The sequence below is a fragment of the Rhizobium sp. N621 genome, from assembly GCF_001664325.1.
Lineage (GTDB): Bacteria > Pseudomonadota > Alphaproteobacteria > Rhizobiales > Rhizobiaceae > Rhizobium > Rhizobium esperanzae.
Map to the genome: position 1 here is coordinate 39,767 of NZ_CP013499.1, position 17,813 is coordinate 57,579.

Below are 17,813 nucleotides of genomic sequence, written 5' to 3' on the forward strand. Positions count from 1 at the left end.
CCGCAATTGGGGCTGATCAGTTCGTCAGGGCGAAGGTTTCGAGCTTGCCGGCATTGTCGGCATTGATGAGAACGCAGTCCATCAGCTGCTTCTCTTCCTTCGGCGTCGTCTTGTTCTTGATGTAGGCGTCGGCCTGCTCCACCGCGAGCTGCGCCTGCGCATAGGCGGGCTGCAGCACGGTCGCCTTGATGCCGCCCGACTTGATGGAGTCGCGCACGTCGTTGGAACCGTCGAAGCCGACGACGATCACATCCTTGCGGCCGGCGGCCTGCAGCGCTGCGATCGCGCCCATCGCCATCGTGTCATTACCGGAAATGACGCCCTTGATATCGGGATTGGCCTGAAGGATGGTCTCCATCTTCGAATAGGCCTCCGTCTGGCTCCAGTTGGCCGATTGCTTGGCGACCGACTTCAGCTCGGGATAATCGTCGATGACGTCGTGATAGCCCTGCGAGCGGATGCCAGCATTGGTATCGGATTCCTTGCCGACCAGCTCGACATAGTTGCCCTTCTCGCCCATCAGCTTGACGAATTCCTGCGCCCCGAGCTGCGCGCCCTGATAGTTGTTCGAGACGATCTGGGCGACGGCGACGCCGGTGGCGTTGATTTCGCGGTCGATCAGGAAGGACGGGATGCCGGCATCCTTGGCCTTCTTGACGGCGGCGACGGAAGCGTCCGCGCCCGCATTGTCGAGGATGATCGCCTTGGCGCCGCGCCCGATCGCCGTATCGATCATTTCCGACTGCTTGTTGGCGTCGTCGTCATGGGTCATGACGAGCGTCTCATAGCCGAGCTCCTTCGCCTTGGCTTCGGCGCCGACGGCTTCGGCCTTGAAGAACGGATTGTCATGCGCCGGGGTGATGATGGCGATGAGATCGGCCGCGAAGGCCGGCATGGCCGTTCCGAGCGCCAGCGCGCTGGCGAAGGCTGCGAGTGTCAGTCTACGTGTCAGTTTCATTCTTTCCTCCCTGTTGTGAATGACGCCCCGTTCGGAGCGGTGCTCCGTCTCCCCGGAGCGGTAGCAGGGGGAGGGCTTGCCTCCCCCGGGCCGGTTCAGGTGATGCGCCGGATGCTTTCGGCGATCTCCTGCGGTTCGAAAACTTTCTTCCAGTCGTCGCGCATCAGCGCCGGGATGCCGAACTCGATCGCCTTGTTGCAGGCATCCGAGAAGACGCCGTCGACTTCCTTGAAGATGACCGCGCCGAGCACGTTCATATGGCCGAGCAGGAAATCGCGGGCCGCTTCGGCCGGCACACCGCGGGCGACGCATTCGTCCATGGCCTGGCGCATGATGACGAGCAGCGAGGCGCAGACGGTTTCGGAAAGGCCGGGTTCGAGCATGGCGAGCTGATCGACCGTGACCCGGTGCGAACGCATGACCGGCGCCCAGATGACCTTGGCGATTTCCTCGCCGAGTGCATAGGCGCTTTCGGGACCCTGCATCAGCGCCGAGACGATGTGCTGTTTGGCGAAAAGGCCGCCGAAATGGTCCTTCTTGGCCTGCATATCCGTCTCGTCGTTGAAGATCGGCGGATGGCAGGGATGGGTGACAAAATAGGTGAGGTCGTCGCGCTTCGGCAGATGGCCGGCGAAGGGCGCCGCAGCATCGAGCGCCACCACCATGGTGCCGGGCGCGAGCTTGTCGACGATGCCGGCCGCGACCTTGCCGATCGCCGTATCCGGCACGGCGAGGATGACGACGTCGGCGCCGTCGAGCGCGGCATCGATAGGCACGCAATCGAGGCCAAGATCGTTCTTCAGGCGGGCCTTGCCGGCATCGCTCACCTCGACATGGCGCACTTCGAAGCGCGAGCCTTTGAGATTTTTGGCAAGCCGGTATCCCATTTTGCCGCCGGCGCCGAAGAGAGCAATCTTGGTCATGTTTTCCTCACCTTTTCAGTTCTGGATAGGATCATATACTGGTATGATGAGTCAATCACCATATCATTACTTAGGCGCTTAGGCCCCATGTTTTTCCGCATCGAGCCGGTCGATCGCCTGCACGTTGCCGGCCGACGGGCCATCGGGATCGAATTCGGAGGCGAGCCAGACGTCGACGATCGATTTCGCCAGTTCCGGCCCGATGACGCGCGCGCCCATGGTGATGATTTGGGCGTTGTTCGATTTCACCGCGCGTTCGGCCGAATAGGTGTCGTGGGTGAGGGCGGCGCGAATGCCCGGCACCTTGTTGGCGGAGATGCACACGCCGATGCCGGTGCCGCAGAACAGGATGCCGCGCTCATGCTCGCCGTCGACGATCGTCTGCGCCAGGCGCTGGGAGAGATCGGCATAGAAGCCGGATTGGCTGAGATCGTGCACTTCGAGATCCGCCTTGCCGGCGAGATGGGCGGCAATGACATCCAGGAGCGGTTTGCCGGCGCTGTCGGCGCCAATTGCGATCTTCATGGCAGTTTCCTTTCACTCGCCGTCTGGCGTGGAGATGAGCGGTCGATCGCCGCGCTGACGCGGGCGAGAATGTCGAGATAGCCTTCGACGGACCAGGCGGAGCGGCCGATGAACAGGCCGTCGATATGGGGCTCGCCGATCAGCTCCTCGCAATTGCCGGGATTGACGCTGCCGCCGTAGAGAACAGGCACCGGGCGGCCGAGAATGGATTTCGCCACCTCGGCGATCTTGCCGTGCCGCTCGGAGGCATAATCGGCCGTCGCCGGAATGCCGTTGACGCCGATCGCCCAGACCGGCTCGTAGGCAAGCAGGATCGGAGCCTCGCCGGCCTCGGTGTCGACGCCCCTCAGGGCAGCCTCGACCTGCCGCCGCAACACGGCATCGGCCCGGCCTTCGTTACGCTCCTGCAGGGTCTCACCGATGCAGACCAGCGGCGTCAGGCCGTGGCGGATCGCGGCGGCAACCTTGAGGCCGACGGTCTCGTCGGTCTCGCCGAAATGTTCGCGCCGTTCGGAGTGGCCGAGCTCGACGAGATCGAGCCGGCAATCCTTCAGCATCAGGGGCGAAACTTCGCCGGTCCAGGCGCCGGCATCCTCCCAATGCATGTTCTGGGCGCCGACCTTCACCGAGGTCTCGGAAAGCACGCGCTTGACCTCGCGCACCGCCGTGAAGGAGGGGATGAGGAAGCGCTGTACGCGGGGATCGCGTTCAAGATCCGCATCGGCGAGGCGGCGCGCGAAGGCGAGCGCTTCCTCAAGCGTCTTGTTCATCTTGAAGCTGGTGCCGACCCAGACGACCATCTCAGTTCTTCCTTCCGTCACGGATCTGCGCGAAATAGCCGTCCGTGCCGACTTGCCCACCTTTCAGCGCGATCTGCAGGCCGTTGGTCGGCGCATAGTCGCCATGCGCGAGGCAGAGCGGCGAGCCCGGCGTCTGGGGCAGCGGCAGCAGTGTCGTCAGCGCGTCGATCTTCAATTGCCGCAGCGCGTGACTCGACGTATCGCCGCCGGCGACGACCGCGCGCGGCAGTGCTTCCTGCTCGATCAGCCGGCGCAGGATCGTGCCGAGGGCGCCGCCCAACCGGTGGCGGGCGCCGGGAAGCCGGTCGATATCGGCGCCGCGGTCAGCGGATGGGCCGAGCGCCGTGTAGAGGATGACGCTCCGGCCTTGCTTGAGCGTCCGGATGCCGGCCTGCACCGCCGCATCTGCTGCAGCCTCGCCATTCGAGACCAGCGCGAGCGGATCGAGCGCGATGCTCTCGAAACCGTTTTCGACGGCCGTGCGGATCTGGCGCTTGGTCGTCGGCGAGACGCTGCCGGAGACGACCGCGAGGCGCTCGACGGGGCCGATATCGGAGAATTCGGCGCTGCTTTGACCAATTACGCCGGCCTGCCGCCAGGCACTGAGCAGGGCATATTCCACGCCCGAAGACCCTGCGACGAAGCTTCCCGAGCGGTTGGCGACACGCAGCATCTGGCGGCCGGCTGCCGCCTGTGTCGCCTCGGAATCGACGTCGAGAAGCAGAATGCCGTCCGGATGCGACGCCAGCTCGTCGATCCGCCGGTCGGCATCGGCCGCGGTGATCGCGACGAGATCGGCAAGCAGCACGGGAAGCGAGGTCTGCTTCGACAGGTGCAGCGCAAGATCCGCCTCATCCATCGGCGTGACGGGATGGCGGCTCATCACCGGATGGCGGTCGATGCGGAAGACGCGGCCCTGATAGGCGGCGAAGAGATTGCCGAAAGCCGTGTAGCGCTTCAATTGCGGCGCGCCGACGATGACGGGCACGATGGATTGCCCGAAACGCGTGCGGCCGATCTCGATCGCCTTGCCGATATTGCCGATGCCGGGGCTGGAATCGAAGGTCGAGCAGACCTTGTAATGACAGATGGCGGCGCCGAGCGATTTCAGCCAGTCGAAAGCCGGCGCCAGGTGCTCCTCCATCCATGCCGGCGTCTCGCTGCGGCTGGTTCCGGCAATGCCGATCGCGCGGCAATGGCTGAAACGGGCAAGCAGCTCCGGCCTGGGAATGTCGAGGAACAGCACGGTCTCGACGCCGTTCGAGGCGAGCGCCTCCATGACATCGGTGGAGCCGGTGAAATCATCCCCGTAATAGCTGACGAGAACTCCATCCATCGCCGTCACGCGCCCTTGCCGTCGCCGAATTTGGCAATCGAGGCGGCAAGCTCCGGATGATCCTTGGCATAGACCTCCAGCGGAATGTCGGCAACCGCCGCCTGCCAGGCCTGCTGCACGGCGCGCACGCCGGCCGCAGGTGCGCCGGGATGGCTGACGATGCCGCCGCCGCAGAGATAGAGAAGATCGACGGTGCGGCCGGTGCGCTCGTAGGTCTCCGGCGCCTGCCCGCCCCACTGGCCGGAGCCCGCGACTGGAAGCGGGCAATCGGCGGCATCGAAGAGCGGCGTGCTCACGGCCTTGAAGGAAGAGACGAAGCTCTCGTCCGGCTCCCAATATTTGACCCGGATGCCGTTGATCTGGAACTGGTCGACGCCGAGCAGCCGCCAGAACTGCTGATAAACCTTAAAATCCATGCCGGCGCCCGGATCGCGCGTCAGCACATCCCAGCCGTTGCGATGCGCATGCAGCACCAGGCTGGAGCGCTTGCGCAGGAAGCTCATGCCGCCAAAGCCGATCGAATTGATGTTGACGACGGCGCAATTGCCGCCGGCCGCAGCGACGATATCGTGGTTGCGCATCATCTCGTCAGGATCGGCATGCGAGATGCCGAAGGCATACATGACCTTCTTGCCGGTCTTCTGCTCGTGATCGAGAATGCGCGGCATGATCGCGGCGACGCGCTCCTTGAGCGGAGAATAGGCCGGGCTCATCAGCTTCTCGTCGTCCTTGATGAAGTCGACGCCCGACTCGATCAGTTCGCCGACGAGTTCCGCCGTCTCGTGCGGCCTCAGCCCCAGCGCCGGCTTGACGATCGTGCCGATGATCGGTCGGCCTTCGACGCCGGTGAGGCGGCGGCTGCCCGCTATGCCGAACTGCGGCCCGGGATGGGCGCTCCGGAAAGCTTCGGGCAGCTTCATGTCGACGATGCGGATGCCGGTCATGCCCTTGATCGAATAGACGCCGCCGATCGCGATGGTCATCAGGGCGGAGAGATCGGTGCCGATCGCCTCCAGCGGGAAGGCGATGTCGACATCGGCGCGGTGAAGCAGCGTGCCGGGCGCGGCCTCGGGCCAGGTCGGATGGCGCGCATCCTCGAGCGGGCGGATCGCCAAAACCCGGGCGGCGACGCGTGATTTCAGCTCTTCCGTCTCGCCGGGAACCGGCACGAAGGTTCCGGTCGACTGGTCGCTGGCGATCTTGTCCGCCATCGTCTCGACGCTGCCGGGCGTTTCGATGCGGTAGGTCAGGGTTATCATCATGAAACGGCCGGCTGCTCCTCTCGCCATGGAGATTGTCATGGCGTCAACTCGTGATCTGGTATAATGAGTATTCCAACTGTTGAAAAGCGGAATCTTCGGCGGCGCGAATTTTCAGCCGCGAGCTTTGTTCTCGGCGCGGAAAACTGTTAGGAGGAAGCATTTTGAGCCAGCGAGATCTCATGACCCAACCCATCGAACAAATCGTCCGCCGGAAACTCTCCGACGAAGTGTTTGATCGACTCGAGCGGATGATCACCTCAGGCGAGCTTCAGCCCGGCGATGAGATGCCCTCCGAGCGGGTGCTGATGGAGCGCTTCGGCGTCGGCCGGCCGGCGATCCGAGAAGCGATGCAATCGCTCGCCAACAAGGGTCTCGTCAGCATCTCGCACGGCGAGCGCGCGAAGGTGCTGCGGCTGACGGCAAAATCGATCTTCCGCCAGGTCGATCTCACCGCCAAGATCATGCTGTCGCAATCGGCCGACTCGCTCGAACATCTGAAGAGCGCCCGCATCTTCTTCGAGCGCGGCATGGCCCGCGAGGCCGCTCAGCGCGCGTCGGCAACCGACATCAGCGACCTCAGGGATATCATCGAGCGCCAGCGCGCCTCGCTCGGGCGGGCCGAAGAGTTCATCGACGCCGATATGGAATTCCACACCCGCATCGCCCAGATTTCAGGCAACCCGATCTATGTCGCCGTCAGCGAGGCGATGCTCGCCTGGCTGAAGGAATATCACACCGAAATGCTGATCTGGACCGGCAAAGAAAAGTTCACGCTTGCCGAACACGACGAAATCGTCGACCGCCTCGAGGCCAACGATGTCGACGGCTCGGAGATGGCGCTCCTGAAGCATCTCGAAAGGTCGCGGGCGCTTTATACCAAGTAGCCCGCACCAGACGGTGATCAGCGGCGTAATTTGTCGTCAGCAGCTGCGGAACAATGATGTCCTGACGAGGTTGTGGATGAGCTAATCACGCAACATCCCAAGGAGGATCTCAGGATGCGTATGAAACTCGTAGCAGCTTCGCTCTTCGCGCTCGGCATGGCGACATCCGCTTTCGCCCAGTCCAACCCGGCCCCGGCCGGCGCCACGATCGACAAGAACCAGGCCGATCAGGGCGGCGGTGCGAGCGGCGACATGAAAGCCAAGAAGCCGATGGCCACTGATACCACCACGACCGGCTCAACCACCAGCGGTACGATGAAGATGGACAAGACCAAGTGCCCGAATCCGGTCAATAACTCCGCCAATCTCCAGACGCAGGGCGGCACGAGCAACGCCACGCCGATGGACGAAGCCTGCGCAGCGCATAACAACTGACCGGCTTGCCACGCACCAGGAACCCCGCTTCGGCGGGGTTCGGCTTCGGGAGAGCCTCATCCTTGTACGTTGCCGTTGCTGTATAGTGGGGTTGCGCGACGGGGATGCGTGTCATCCCTGGGTTTTGAACTCGTGCCTCAGCGAGCATCTCCGTCGCCATGTCTTCGCTCGAACGGTTGATTGGGCCTTGAGCCCGCGTTGCAAGGAGGAGCACCCATGCGTATCCCGCAAGCTTTCATGGTCGGCATCGATGTCTCGAAAGCCCATTTCGACGTGGCCGTCGAGGGCAAAAGCGCCGTTGGCCGCTTTGACAACGACGCGCCGGGCCGGACCGCGCTGGCGACGGCGATAGCCGGCGCCGAGCTGGTCGTCGTCGAGGCCACCGGCGGTTACGAGATGGCGATCGTCAGGGCGCTGATGGCCGCCGGTATTCCCATCGCCGTCGTCAATCCCCGCCAGGTGCGCGATTTCGCCAGGGCCAGCGGGCGGCTGGCCAAGACCGATCAGGTCGACGCCCGCGTCATTCTCCACTTCGCCAGAGCGATGCGGCCGGCACAGATCCCCCATATCGACGACGGCCGCATCGCGCTTGCTGCCCTCGTCGCCCGCCGCCGGCAGCTCATCGACATGGCGGTCGCCGAGAAGAACCGCCTCGAACATGCCCCGCAAGCCGTCGCCGCGCTGATTGGCGAGACCCTCGCCGCCCTCAAGAGCCAGCTCGCCCGCGTCGATGCCGCCATCGCGCTTGCCATCGAGGCCGAGCCCGACATGGCCGCACGCCGCGACCTGCTGCTGACCGTGCCAGGCATCGGCGAGGTCGGCGCCGCCGTGCTCATCGCCGAGCTGCCCGAACTCGGCGCCATCGACGACAAGAAGCTCGCAGCCCTCGTCGGCGTCGCCCCGGTCGCCCACGACAGCGGCACCTGGCGTGGCCAGCGCCACATCGCCGGCGGCCGCGCCACCGTCCGATGCGCTCTCTACATGGCAACGCTCTCGGCCATCCGTTGCAGCCCGACCATCAAGGCCTTCCACAAAAGACTGCGCGATGCCGGCAAACCACCCAAGGTCGCCCTCGTCGCTGCCATGCGGAAATTCATCGTCATGATCAACACGATTATCAAAAGACGAACCCCATGGAGCGAACCCCAACAACACGGTTGCTGAGGTGCCCGGAAGGAGCCTCTGCCGCATCGGCGTTTAGGATGATGTAAGGAGCCGACCTTTTTCCCAGGGGGTTCGGGCACCCTCGATTTCAGCCCCACCTTTATACAGCCTCCCGCTCCCAAACATTCACCAAAATTCTAGTTGAGATTGCAGCCGCAAGATGATCCTATCCTCCGCCTGCGTAGCCTTGAGTCCCTCGCCCTTATTCCAACATTTGACCGAGCGGCCCATGTCGATTTCAGATGCGATCTATCGTCCCTTCGAGACCCTGATCCGGCCGCTCGACATTCCTTATCGGCCGCTGCCGTCGAAGGGGCCGGTGACGGTGCTGTTGCATTTCATCTCGATGTTTCGCGGCGTGCTGATTGCACTGGCGCTTTGCTCCATGGTGTTCGAGGTGATCAACCTGACGATCGTCTGGGGGCTTTCGGTCATCGTCGACGGCGTGACGCAGCAGGGTGCTGCCGTCTTCCTGCGCAGCGAATGGCTGCTGCTGAGCGTTCTCGGCTTTCTTATCTTTCCGGTGATGCCGATCGTATCCTTCGTGCTCAATACGCTGAACTCGCATACATTGGGCATCGCCATGCCGGCCGCCATTCAGTGGCAGGGGCACAAGGCGGTGGAGCGGCAGGATCTTGCCTTTTTCCATGATCTCTATGCCGGCCAGGTTTCCTCGCGGCTGCAGCAGGTCTCCTCCGCCGTCCAGCAGCAAATTCTCGCCGGCTTCCAGTCCATTCCGCGCTTCCTGATGCAACTGATGGGCTCGGTGATTTTGCTCAGCGCACTCGCCTGGCAGCTTGCTTTGCCCGTCGTCGTCTGGATCGTGCTCAACGTCGCCTTCACCGCGAGGATCGTGCCGATCTTCGTCGAGCGCTCGCGCCGCACCGCCAAGCAGCGCAGCCTGGTCGCCGGCGCCATCACCGATCTCTACACCAACATGCAGATGATCAAGCAGTTCGCGGCTGAAGACAGCGAAGCAGGCGCGATCCGCCGCATCATCGGAAAGGCCGTGCAGACGCAGCACGCCGAGCAGCGCATCTACCGCTCGTCGGAAGTGACCGTCGTCATCCTCAATACGCTGTTGTGGCTGACCATGCTGGCGATCGGATTTTCCGGCCTCGTCAAAGGCTTCCTCACGGTCGGAGAATTCGTCGGCGCAGTCTATATCCTCAATCGGCTGTCGACGCAGATCTTCGTCTTCATGCAAATGGGCCAGCAGATCTTCCAGGCGATCGGCACGATCAAGGACGCCATGCCCGTCATGACGACGCCGCCCACCATCACCGACCGGCCGGATGCGGCCGAACTCACGGTGCAACAGGGCGAGATCCGTTTCGAAAAGGTGCGTTTCGCCTACAAGTCCGGCAAAGCAATCATCGACAACCTGTCGCTGACGGTGCAGCCCGGCGAGAAGGTAGGTCTGGTCGGCCTCTCCGGCGCCGGCAAGACGACGCTCGCAAACCTGCTCCTGCGCTTCTACGACATCAAGGAGGGCGCAATCCTGATCGACGGGCAGGATATCCGCGCGGTGACGCAGGCAAGCCTTCGCCGCGCGATCGGCGTCATCGCCCAGGATGTCGCGCTGCTGCACCGTTCGGTCGGCGACAATATCCGCTACGGCCGGCCGGTGGCGACGCAGGAAGAGATCGAAAAGGTGACGAAGATGGCAAGCGCCGATGCCTTCATCGCCGATCTCACAGACAGCGAAGGTCGAAAGGGTTACGCGGCCTTCGTCGGCGATCGCGGCATCAAACTGTCAGGCGGCCAGCGCCAGCGTGTCGCGATCGCCCGCGTGCTGTTGAAGGACGCGCCGATCCTGGTCCTCGACGAGGCGACCTCCGCGCTCGACAGCGAATCCGAAGCCGCCATCCAGGAAAGGCTGAACCTCGTCATGGAGGGAAAGACGGTGATCGCCATCGCCCACCGCCTCTCGACGATCGCCAAGATGGACAGGATCGTCGTGCTCGATCACGGACGCATCGTGGAAGAAGGCCGGCCGGAAGAACTGGTCGAACGGGATGGGCTGTTTGCCCGGCTCTGGAGGCGCCAGACCGGCGGCTTCATCCCTGAAGAGATCGATTGAGCGGGGCAGGGAACTGTCATCGCTTGACTCATCGGAAAGGGATTGATACCGATGTGGGTAATCGATAACCCAAAGCGAACCCGTGACTGCTTCACTTAACGACATAGCCGCCCGTGCAGGCGTTTCCGTCAAGACCGTGTCAGGCGCTCTGCATGGCGGTTCGGCGCGCATGTCTGAGGAAACGCGCCGGCGGATCAAGGAGATCGCCGAGGAACTCGGCTATGTCACCAACTTTGCGGCTCGCAGCATGCGGCAGGGCTGGATGCCGCTTGTCGGCCTCGTCGCCGATGACCTGATCACCTCGCCTTTCGCGACGGAGATCATCAGGGGGCTCGACGGGGCCGTGCGTGCTTCCGACATGGCCGTCTTCGCCATGACGCTCGGCGGCCATCGCAGCGTGGGATCGATCCTCGATGAGATGCGACGCTTTCGCCCGCGCGCGATCGCCTATGCTGCCATGTATCATAAGAGCGTCGACCTGCCGCCCGAGTTTGCCGATACCGTCGGGGTGATGATCAACTGCCGGGACGCCAATGATCGAGTGACGTCTCTCGTGCCGGATGAAATCGGTGCGGCGATCGAGATTACCAGCTACCTGCTCGACGCAGGGCGCCGCAATATCGCATTCATCAACCTGTCGGGACTGCTCGCCGGCGAACTGCGTGAACTGGGTTTCCGGCAGGCGCTCGATCACGCCGGCATTGACGGGGCAGGGGCTGTCGTACTTCCCGCTGTCAGCAAGGCGATCTATAGCGATCGGGCGCATAGCCTCGTGCCCACACATATACATGATCTCATCAACAGCCCGCGGCGTCCCGATGCCATTCTGTGCGGCAACGATCGTGTGGCCATGGAAGTCTACGCCGCGCTGCGCCGATGCGGGGCGACCATTCCCGATGACGTCGCGGTCGCGAGCTTCGACAATCAGATCGAGATCGCCTCCCGCCTCGATCCGCCGCTGACAACCATGGCACTGCCGCACCGCGCCATGGGCCGCCAGGCCGCGCAAATCCTGCTTGCCGACCACCGATCCCCAGCCGGGGTGCAGAAACTGCCGTTCCGGTTGGTGGAGCGGGCATCCGTGTAAATTGAGGAAGGCCCATTCAATTGAGGAGGAATTCTAATGGGTAAACGTTTACTTTGGTCTTTTGTTTTGTCGTCGGCACTGGCCGCCACATGGGCTGATGCAGCCGAAAAGACTGCCATTCAGGTCATGCATCAGGGCGATCCCGGTTTTGTCGCCGCCTATGGCAAGGTGGCCGAGCGCTTCGAGGCCGCCAATCCCGATGTCGATGTCCAGTTCATCTATGCGCCGCACGATGCCTATAACGAGAAGTTCAGCGCGGCCGTCATGGCCAAGCAACTGCCCGACGTCATGGAGCTCGATGCGCCGTTCCTCGCCAATTATGTCTGGTCGGGTTATCTGCAGCCGATCAAGCCGCTGATCGACAAAGATCTCCTCGACGACATGACGGAGTCCAACATCGCTCAAGGCACATACCCGATCGACAAGGATCTCTATGCGATCGGCCTGACGGACTCTTCCGTCGTTCTTTACGGCAACAAGAAATATCTCGAAGCGATCGGCGCCCGCATCCCGAAATCCGTCGACGATGCCTGGACGCGAGAGGAGTTCGAAAGCTACCTCGAGAAGCTTTCGAAGCTCGACGGCGTGAAGTGGCCGATCGACACCTTTCGCGGCTACGGCATCAAGACCGAATGGATCACCTATGCCTATGGCCCGATCCTCCAATCGGCAGGCTGCGACCTGATCGACCGCAAAGTCTGGAAATCCGAGGGAACGCTCGACAGCGACGCCTGCGTCGATGCCCTCGCCATGATGCAGAAATGGGTCAAGAACGGCTGGGTCGTGCCGCAGTCGGCCGGCACCAACCAGTTCTTCGCCGAAGGCAATCCGGCCGCACTGGCGCTCGGCGGACACTGGGTCTATGCGGAGGCTGCGGCCACCATGAAGGACAACATCGTCGTCCTGCCGCTTCCCAAGTTCGGCGCAAAGGGCGCGAGCCCGAACGGCACCTGGATCTGGGCGATCACCAAGACCTCAAAGCATCCCGATATCGCGGCCAAGTTCATCAGCTTCCTGCTGAAGAACAAGGAGTATCGGGCCTATGTCGCAAGCCAGTCCGGCTATCCCGGCTTGAAGAGCTTCGCGGCCGAATCTCCGCTCTATGCAAACGGCGGCCCTATGGCGATCGCCTTCGAGCAGGCGTCGAAGACGGCCGTTGCCCGCCCGCCGCATCCAGCCTATCCCACCATCACGTCGGCCTTCATGCAGGCTATCGACGAGGCCTTCAATGGGGGCGATCCCAAGGAGGCGCTCACAACAGCCGCCAAGAAGATCGACCAGGATATCGAGGACAACGACGGATATCCGCCGTTCGGTGATCAGGAATAACAGCCAACGGCGCCGGTCGGTCGAAGCCTTGCGACGTGTCGCCATGTTGCAAGGCGGGACCGGCACTTGAGGCCTGGAGAGGAGGAATGCGATGGTCATGCAACAATCGACATTGCCGTCGACAATAGTGCGAAAGTCTCCGGCGCGCCGGCATGACACGGGACGACTGATGCAGGAAGCGGCGATGCTCGCGCCGGCCGTGATTCTTTTGACTGTCTTTCTGATCGTGCCGTTCTTCCTGTCCTTCTGGACGGCGATGACCAACCAGCCTCTGGTGCCGCGGCCGACGCCCGTCCGGTTCGTCTGGTTCAACAATTTCATCCGCATCTTCCAGGACGATCTTTTCTGGACTGCCCTCTGGAACGTCTCGCGCTTCACCTTCTGGATCATTCCAGCCCAGTGTGGCCTGGCTTTCGCAACGGCCCTGCTGCTGCATCAGAAGCTGCCGTTCCGCAATCTGCTGCGCGGCATGTTCTTCCTACCGGCGATCACGTCGATGGTCGTGGTCTGCGTCATCTGGGGCACCCTGTTCCAATATCCGACGGGACCGTTCAACCAGATCCTCGGCTTCATTTCCGGTGGCGCGATCCAGCCGATCGATTGGCTCGGCGATCCCGAATGGGCGATGTTCTCGCTCGTCGTGCTCTCGGCCTGGCAGGCCTATGGTTTCCAGATGATCGTCTATCTCGCGGGTCTGCAGGGCATTCCCGACGAACTCTACGATGCCGCCAAGATCGACGGCGCGAATGCTTTCCGGCGCTTCTGGCATGTGACAATGCCGGGCCTTCGGCCGACGCATGTCTTCGTCCTGGTGATCACCACCATCCAGGCGTTCAAGCTCTATACCCAGGTCGCCATCCTCACGCAGGGCGGGCCGAAAAGCAGCACCGAGACGGTTGTGCATTACATGGTCCGCGCCGGCTTCGAGGAACAGAAGATGGGTTATGCCTCGGCCGTGTCCGTCATCCTGTTCGTCATCGTTCTCATCATCGCGCTGATCCAGCGCCAGCTCCTGAGGCGCTTCGATGTCTGATATCGCTCTCTCGATCCCAAAAGTCCGCGCGGCGCGGCCTCGTTCCGCCGCAAGGGTTTTACGCGTCGTTCAGACGGTTTCCATCTTCATCATTGCCCTGGTGATCGTCTCCCCGTTGCTGCTTCTGGTCGTGGCGAGCCTCAAGGACGACCGGTTCCAGATCCTTGCCGACATGGGCAGCTTCCGGGCCTTCTGGGTTTCGAACCCGACGCTCTCCAACTATGCGGAGGTCGGCCACCTCTCGGGCGAACTCGCCTTCGGCCGTTACCTCGTCAACTCGCTGATCATTTTGGTCACCACGGTCTGCTCCGGCCTGATCGTCAATTCGATGGCCGGCTTCGTCCTGGCCTGGGGATCGCTCCGGGGCCGGGCGGTCATCCTGTCGGTGGTGATCGCGCTCTATGTGATCCCGCAGGAAAGCATCATCATGCCCCTCGTGATCATGGTTTCCAGGGCGGGAATGTCCGACACCTTCGCGGTGCAAATCGTGCCTTGGGTCGCGAGCCCTCTCTACATCTTCCTGTTCTACCAGTTCTTCACGCAGCTGCCGAAGGAACTGCTGGAAGCCGCCGAGATGGACGGCGCTTCCTTTTGTCGGGCCTACCGCTCCATTTTCCTGCCGCTCAGCCTACCCGCCCTTGCCACCGTATCGATCCTGATGGGCATCGAGACCTGGAACCAGTATCTCTGGCCGATCCTGGTGACGCAGACGGATTATGCCCGGCCGATCGCCGTCGCCATTGCCACTTTCTTCGGGCAGGACAGCATCTATTGGGATCGCGCAATGGCCGCCTCCGTTTTGATGATGATCCCGATCCTGGGGCTCTACCTCGTTTTCCAGCGCTGGTTCGTGAGTTCCTTTATCGGCTCTGCCGTGAAAGGTTGAATTGATGACAAGCCAAGCGATGTCTCCGTCCGATGAAGGCGGGCTGGAGACGATCAGCGCCGTCCTGCCGGCAGGGAGCACGATCCATGCCTGGATAAAGGCTTCGCATGGCGCCGCCGCCCCGGGAAGGCTGACCGCACATGTCGACGGCGATCAGGCCGGTGCCGTCGAAACATCAAATCCACATGAATTCGAGTTTCGCCTGCTGACGCTGGAGCGCGGCGGAGAAACCGCCTTCTCCTACGATCCCGCTACGACCGACGTCTCGGTCCTCTATGCCTTCCGTCAGCCCTGCGTTCTCGAAGAGGGCGTCCGGCTGCTGCATGTCAGGCCGTCCAATGCCGTGCCCGAGATTCCCGGCGGCTATCATTTCCGCCCGCCTTTCGGCTGGATGAACGATCCCAACGGGTTTGGAAGATTCGGCGGCAGGGTGCACCTGTTCTATCAGCACTATCCGCATGAGCTTCGGTGGAACAACATGCATTGGGGGCATGCGGTCTCGGACGATTACCTCCGCTGGACGCATCTTCCGATCTTTCTTCCGCCTTCGGATGCCCTCGCCGCGCGGGCCGATGGGCGCGGTGGCGCATTTTCCGGCTCGGCGATCCCCCTCGATTGCGCCGGAATTCGCATCTTTTTCACCGAGCATATGAAGGACCGGCAGCCGGAGGAGCAAATTCAGTTCACCGCCACCAGTGGCGATCTCGTCAACGTCGAACCGCCAAACCTGATCCTGCCCGCGCGTCCTGAGGGGCTCGGCCTGACGACTGACTTCCGCGATCCCTATGTCTTTATGGGCCCCGACGACAAATGGAAGATGCTGCTCGGCACGCGGGACCGCGAGGGCGGCATCATCCTGCTTTACGAAACGGACGATCCGGGCGCGGCGACGGGATGGACCTTCCTCGGCATGCTTCACCGCGAGAACCGCTTCGGGATGACGGCGGCGGAGTGCCCTTGCCTGGTGCCTCTCGATGATCCCGCGAACGATCCGTCGACGCGATGGGCCCTGATCTTCGGTCTTCTCACCAGCCGCGACCCGGCAACGGGCCGGCGCAATATCACTCTTGCCACCATCGGCCGCTTCGATGGTCACAGCTTCTCTGTGGAGTTCGAGCAGGAGCTGGACTTCGGCACCGATGCCTACGCGTTCCAGGCCTTCGTCGACGAGACCGGCCCGGTTGGCATCGCATGGCTCGCGAACTGGACGGATGTTTCAAAGGAAGTCGACATGCCGACGGCGATGACACTGCCGCGGCGGCTGGCATTGCGCGGCGGCGCGCTGACCACGCCACCGATCGCCGATGTCGAAAGTCTGCGGCAGCGCTCATTGGATGCTCAGGGCCTTCTGGACGGCCATCCGGTCGATCTTGCCAACGGCTCTGTCGAGATCCTCCTCACGCTCAAGGAAGCGGGCAATGCCTTCCATCTCGCGTTCGAACATCCCGACGCGACGGTGGCGGTTCAGTTGAATGACGACGGACTGAGCATTCTCTTTTCGGTAGCGGGCGCCAAGACGTCGCCCCGTTACATCGCTGCCGGCGCACGCCCGTCAACTATCCGCATATTCCTCGACGCAGGTTCCATCGAGGTCTTCGGTGATGACGGCCGCTGGACGGGAACCAAGCGGCTGCCGGGGTTCAAGGGGATAAACGCCATGCGTCTCGCCGCGCCGGAGGGACATGTGCTCACCGCCGAAATCTGGCAGCTTGGTCTCTGATCACAGGGAGCCCGGGCAAAAGCACGGCCGCCGAGGCGGCGGCCGTTACGAAGGAGCATAGCGCACAGAGCGGCTTAGGCCGCCTTACCCTTGCCCTTGATGTTGGCTGAAGACTCCGCGAGCCGCGTGAGCTTCTTGTCGGTTGCCTCTTCTTCGGCCAGTGTAGCCTGCAGCAGCGGCACGGCATCCTTGAGGCCGAGCTGTTTTGCCCATGCGATCAACGTGCCGTAGCGGGCGATCTCATAATGCTCGACGGATTGGGCGGACGAAATCAGGCCGGCATCCAGGGCAACGGTGCCCTTGAATTCGTCCATGATCTCCTCGGCTTCGGCGATAATGCCCTGGATGGCCTCGCAGGTCTTGCCGCGTGCGGGTTTGCCAATCATTTCGAAAACCTGTTCGAGGCGTTCGACCTGCGCCTGGGTCTCGTCGCGATGCTGCAGAAAACCGGCCTTGCCCTCTTCCGATTGCGCGGCGCGGGCCATCTTCGGCAGAGCCTTCAGGATCTGCTTTTCGGCGTAATAGATGTCCTTGAGAGTATCGAGAAACAGGTCGTTCAGAGTCTTCTCGGTTGCCATTTAGTCCTCCTATGGCGTGTCGTGACGACAATCAACTCTCGCATCGGTCGGATGTTCCGATCGGAAATATGACGCCCCCTCGGCCGGCGGCGCCACCTCTATCCAGCCAAGGAAGAGGCCGCTCGACAGCATCGAGACGGCGATCACCGAACGATTGCGAGACGCCGTTGTTCCCACTCTCCAGCCGACGAGCAACTGCCATCTAAGCTGAGACTTTTGTCCGGTATCGTACGGCAACGAATAGGGAGCCAGCGACTTTCCTTCTCATCCCAGGAGAGAAAAATGGCTTCCCCGTCTTCAGTACGTCCCGCGTCGCATTGTAAAGAAAAGTCCGCACTCGAGCGCGAGATCGTCGAACTGACGCCGGCATTGCGCGCCTTTGCCCGAAGGTTCCTGCGCAGCGATGATGACATCGATGACCTCGTTCAGGAAACCTTGCTGAAGGCGCTGAATTCGCTTCATCTCTACCAACCCGGCACCTCGCTCAAATCCTGGCTTTTCACCATCCTGCGAAATACGTTTTGCACCAATTACCGCCGGCAGAAACGCGAGCCGGCTGGAATGGACGCGGCGATGGAACAGGTGGCGATCGCCCCGACCCAGGAATGGGTGCTGCGCGAGCACGAATTGCAGCGGGCATTGACGCGTCTTTCCGACGACAGGCGCCGGGCTCTGACATTGGTGGCTGCCGGAACGAGCTATGAGGACGCCGCCAAAATGTGCGGGTGCCGGATCGGCACCTTGAAAAGCCGTGTGAGCCGCGCCCGCGAGTGCCTGATTGCGATGCTCGGAAACCATCTCGTCGATTGA

Annotated in this window: 17 protein-coding genes; 10 read left to right on the forward strand and 7 right to left on the reverse strand. The window is 62.5% G+C overall.

Annotated elements, in window-relative coordinates; genetic code table 11:
- Positions 1 to 16: 16 nt before the first annotated feature.
- From AMK00_RS27220 to oiaX, 6 genes are all read right to left on the reverse strand, one after another.
- Positions 17 to 958, reverse strand: coding sequence for a D-ribose ABC transporter substrate-binding protein (locus AMK00_RS27220; protein WP_004678737.1), 942 nt, complete (start codon positions 956 to 958; stop codon positions 17 to 19).
- A 95-nt stretch (positions 959 to 1,053) separates the two neighbouring features.
- A complete protein-coding gene (locus AMK00_RS27225) occupies positions 1,054 to 1,881 on the reverse strand; it encodes a phosphogluconate dehydrogenase C-terminal domain-containing protein (RefSeq protein WP_064812371.1) in 828 nt (275 codons plus the stop codon).
- 78 nt (positions 1,882 to 1,959) lie between these two features.
- Positions 1,960 to 2,406, reverse strand: coding sequence for a D-erythrulose-4-phosphate isomerase (derI, locus tag AMK00_RS27230; protein ID WP_004678734.1), 447 nt, complete (start codon positions 2,404 to 2,406; stop codon positions 1,960 to 1,962).
- A complete protein-coding gene (locus AMK00_RS27235; protein ID WP_064812372.1) occupies positions 2,403 to 3,206 on the reverse strand; it encodes a triose-phosphate isomerase in 804 nt (267 codons plus the stop codon). The genes derI and AMK00_RS27235 overlap by 4 nt, the downstream gene beginning before the upstream one ends.
- 1 nt (position 3,207) lies before the next feature.
- Positions 3,208 to 4,542, reverse strand: a complete 1,335-nt coding sequence (locus AMK00_RS27240) for a four-carbon acid sugar kinase family protein (RefSeq protein ID WP_064813158.1) — start codon at positions 4,540 to 4,542, stop codon at positions 3,208 to 3,210.
- Positions 4,543 to 4,547: 5 nt separating this feature from the next.
- Positions 4,548 to 5,843 carry a 3-oxo-isoapionate-4-phosphate decarboxylase OiaX gene (gene oiaX, locus AMK00_RS27245; protein ID WP_189637653.1) on the reverse strand — a complete coding sequence of 432 codons (1,296 nt, stop codon included), beginning with the start codon at positions 5,841 to 5,843 and terminating at the stop codon, positions 4,548 to 4,550.
- 140 nt (positions 5,844 to 5,983) lie between these two features.
- Here oiaX and AMK00_RS27250 point away from each other — a divergent pair, with 140 nt between their 5' ends.
- From AMK00_RS27250 to AMK00_RS27290, 9 genes are all read left to right on the forward strand, one after another.
- Positions 5,984 to 6,688, forward strand: a complete 705-nt coding sequence (locus AMK00_RS27250; RefSeq protein WP_011428354.1) for a transcriptional regulator NanR — start codon at positions 5,984 to 5,986, stop codon at positions 6,686 to 6,688.
- 114 nt (positions 6,689 to 6,802) lie between these two features.
- Positions 6,803 to 7,123, forward strand: coding sequence for a hypothetical protein (locus AMK00_RS27255; protein WP_064807299.1), 321 nt, complete (start codon positions 6,803 to 6,805; stop codon positions 7,121 to 7,123).
- Between the two features lie 216 nt (positions 7,124 to 7,339).
- Positions 7,340 to 8,287, forward strand: a complete 948-nt coding sequence (locus tag AMK00_RS27260) for an IS110 family transposase (RefSeq protein WP_064812373.1) — start codon at positions 7,340 to 7,342, stop codon at positions 8,285 to 8,287.
- Positions 8,288 to 8,516: 229 nt separating this feature from the next.
- On the forward strand, positions 8,517 to 10,370 hold the full coding sequence (locus tag AMK00_RS27265; RefSeq protein ID WP_064812374.1) for an ABC transporter ATP-binding protein: 1,854 nt from the start codon (positions 8,517 to 8,519) through the stop codon (positions 10,368 to 10,370).
- An 82-nt stretch (positions 10,371 to 10,452) separates the two neighbouring features.
- Positions 10,453 to 11,457: a LacI family DNA-binding transcriptional regulator gene (locus AMK00_RS27270; protein ID WP_064812375.1), complete on the forward strand. Its 1,005-nt coding sequence runs from the start codon at positions 10,453 to 10,455 to the stop codon at positions 11,455 to 11,457.
- A 36-nt stretch (positions 11,458 to 11,493) separates the two neighbouring features.
- Complete coding sequence (locus AMK00_RS27275) at positions 11,494 to 12,786, forward strand: ABC transporter substrate-binding protein (RefSeq protein ID WP_064812376.1); 1,293 nt, start codon at positions 11,494 to 11,496, stop codon at positions 12,784 to 12,786.
- Between the two features lie 91 nt (positions 12,787 to 12,877).
- Entirely contained in the window at positions 12,878 to 13,819 is a 942-nt protein-coding gene (locus AMK00_RS27280; protein WP_064812377.1) for a carbohydrate ABC transporter permease, read from the forward strand.
- The gene (locus tag AMK00_RS27285; protein WP_064812378.1) at positions 13,812 to 14,705 is read left to right on the forward strand and encodes a carbohydrate ABC transporter permease; all 894 of its coding nucleotides are present in this window, start codon (positions 13,812 to 13,814) and stop codon (positions 14,703 to 14,705) included. The genes AMK00_RS27280 and AMK00_RS27285 overlap by 8 nt, the downstream gene beginning before the upstream one ends.
- A 4-nt stretch (positions 14,706 to 14,709) precedes the next feature.
- Positions 14,710 to 16,425: a GH32 C-terminal domain-containing protein gene (locus tag AMK00_RS27290; protein ID WP_064813160.1), complete on the forward strand. Its 1,716-nt coding sequence runs from the start codon at positions 14,710 to 14,712 to the stop codon at positions 16,423 to 16,425.
- A gap of 74 nt (positions 16,426 to 16,499) precedes the next feature.
- Here AMK00_RS27290 and AMK00_RS27295 read toward each other — a convergent pair whose 3' ends face one another.
- Complete coding sequence (locus AMK00_RS27295) at positions 16,500 to 17,003, reverse strand: YciE/YciF ferroxidase family protein (protein WP_064807309.1); 504 nt, start codon at positions 17,001 to 17,003, stop codon at positions 16,500 to 16,502.
- A gap of 282 nt (positions 17,004 to 17,285) precedes the next feature.
- Between AMK00_RS27295 and AMK00_RS27300 the strand changes: the two genes are divergently transcribed.
- Positions 17,286 to 17,813: a sigma-70 family RNA polymerase sigma factor gene (locus AMK00_RS27300; protein WP_064807311.1), complete on the forward strand. Its 528-nt coding sequence runs from the start codon at positions 17,286 to 17,288 to the stop codon at positions 17,811 to 17,813.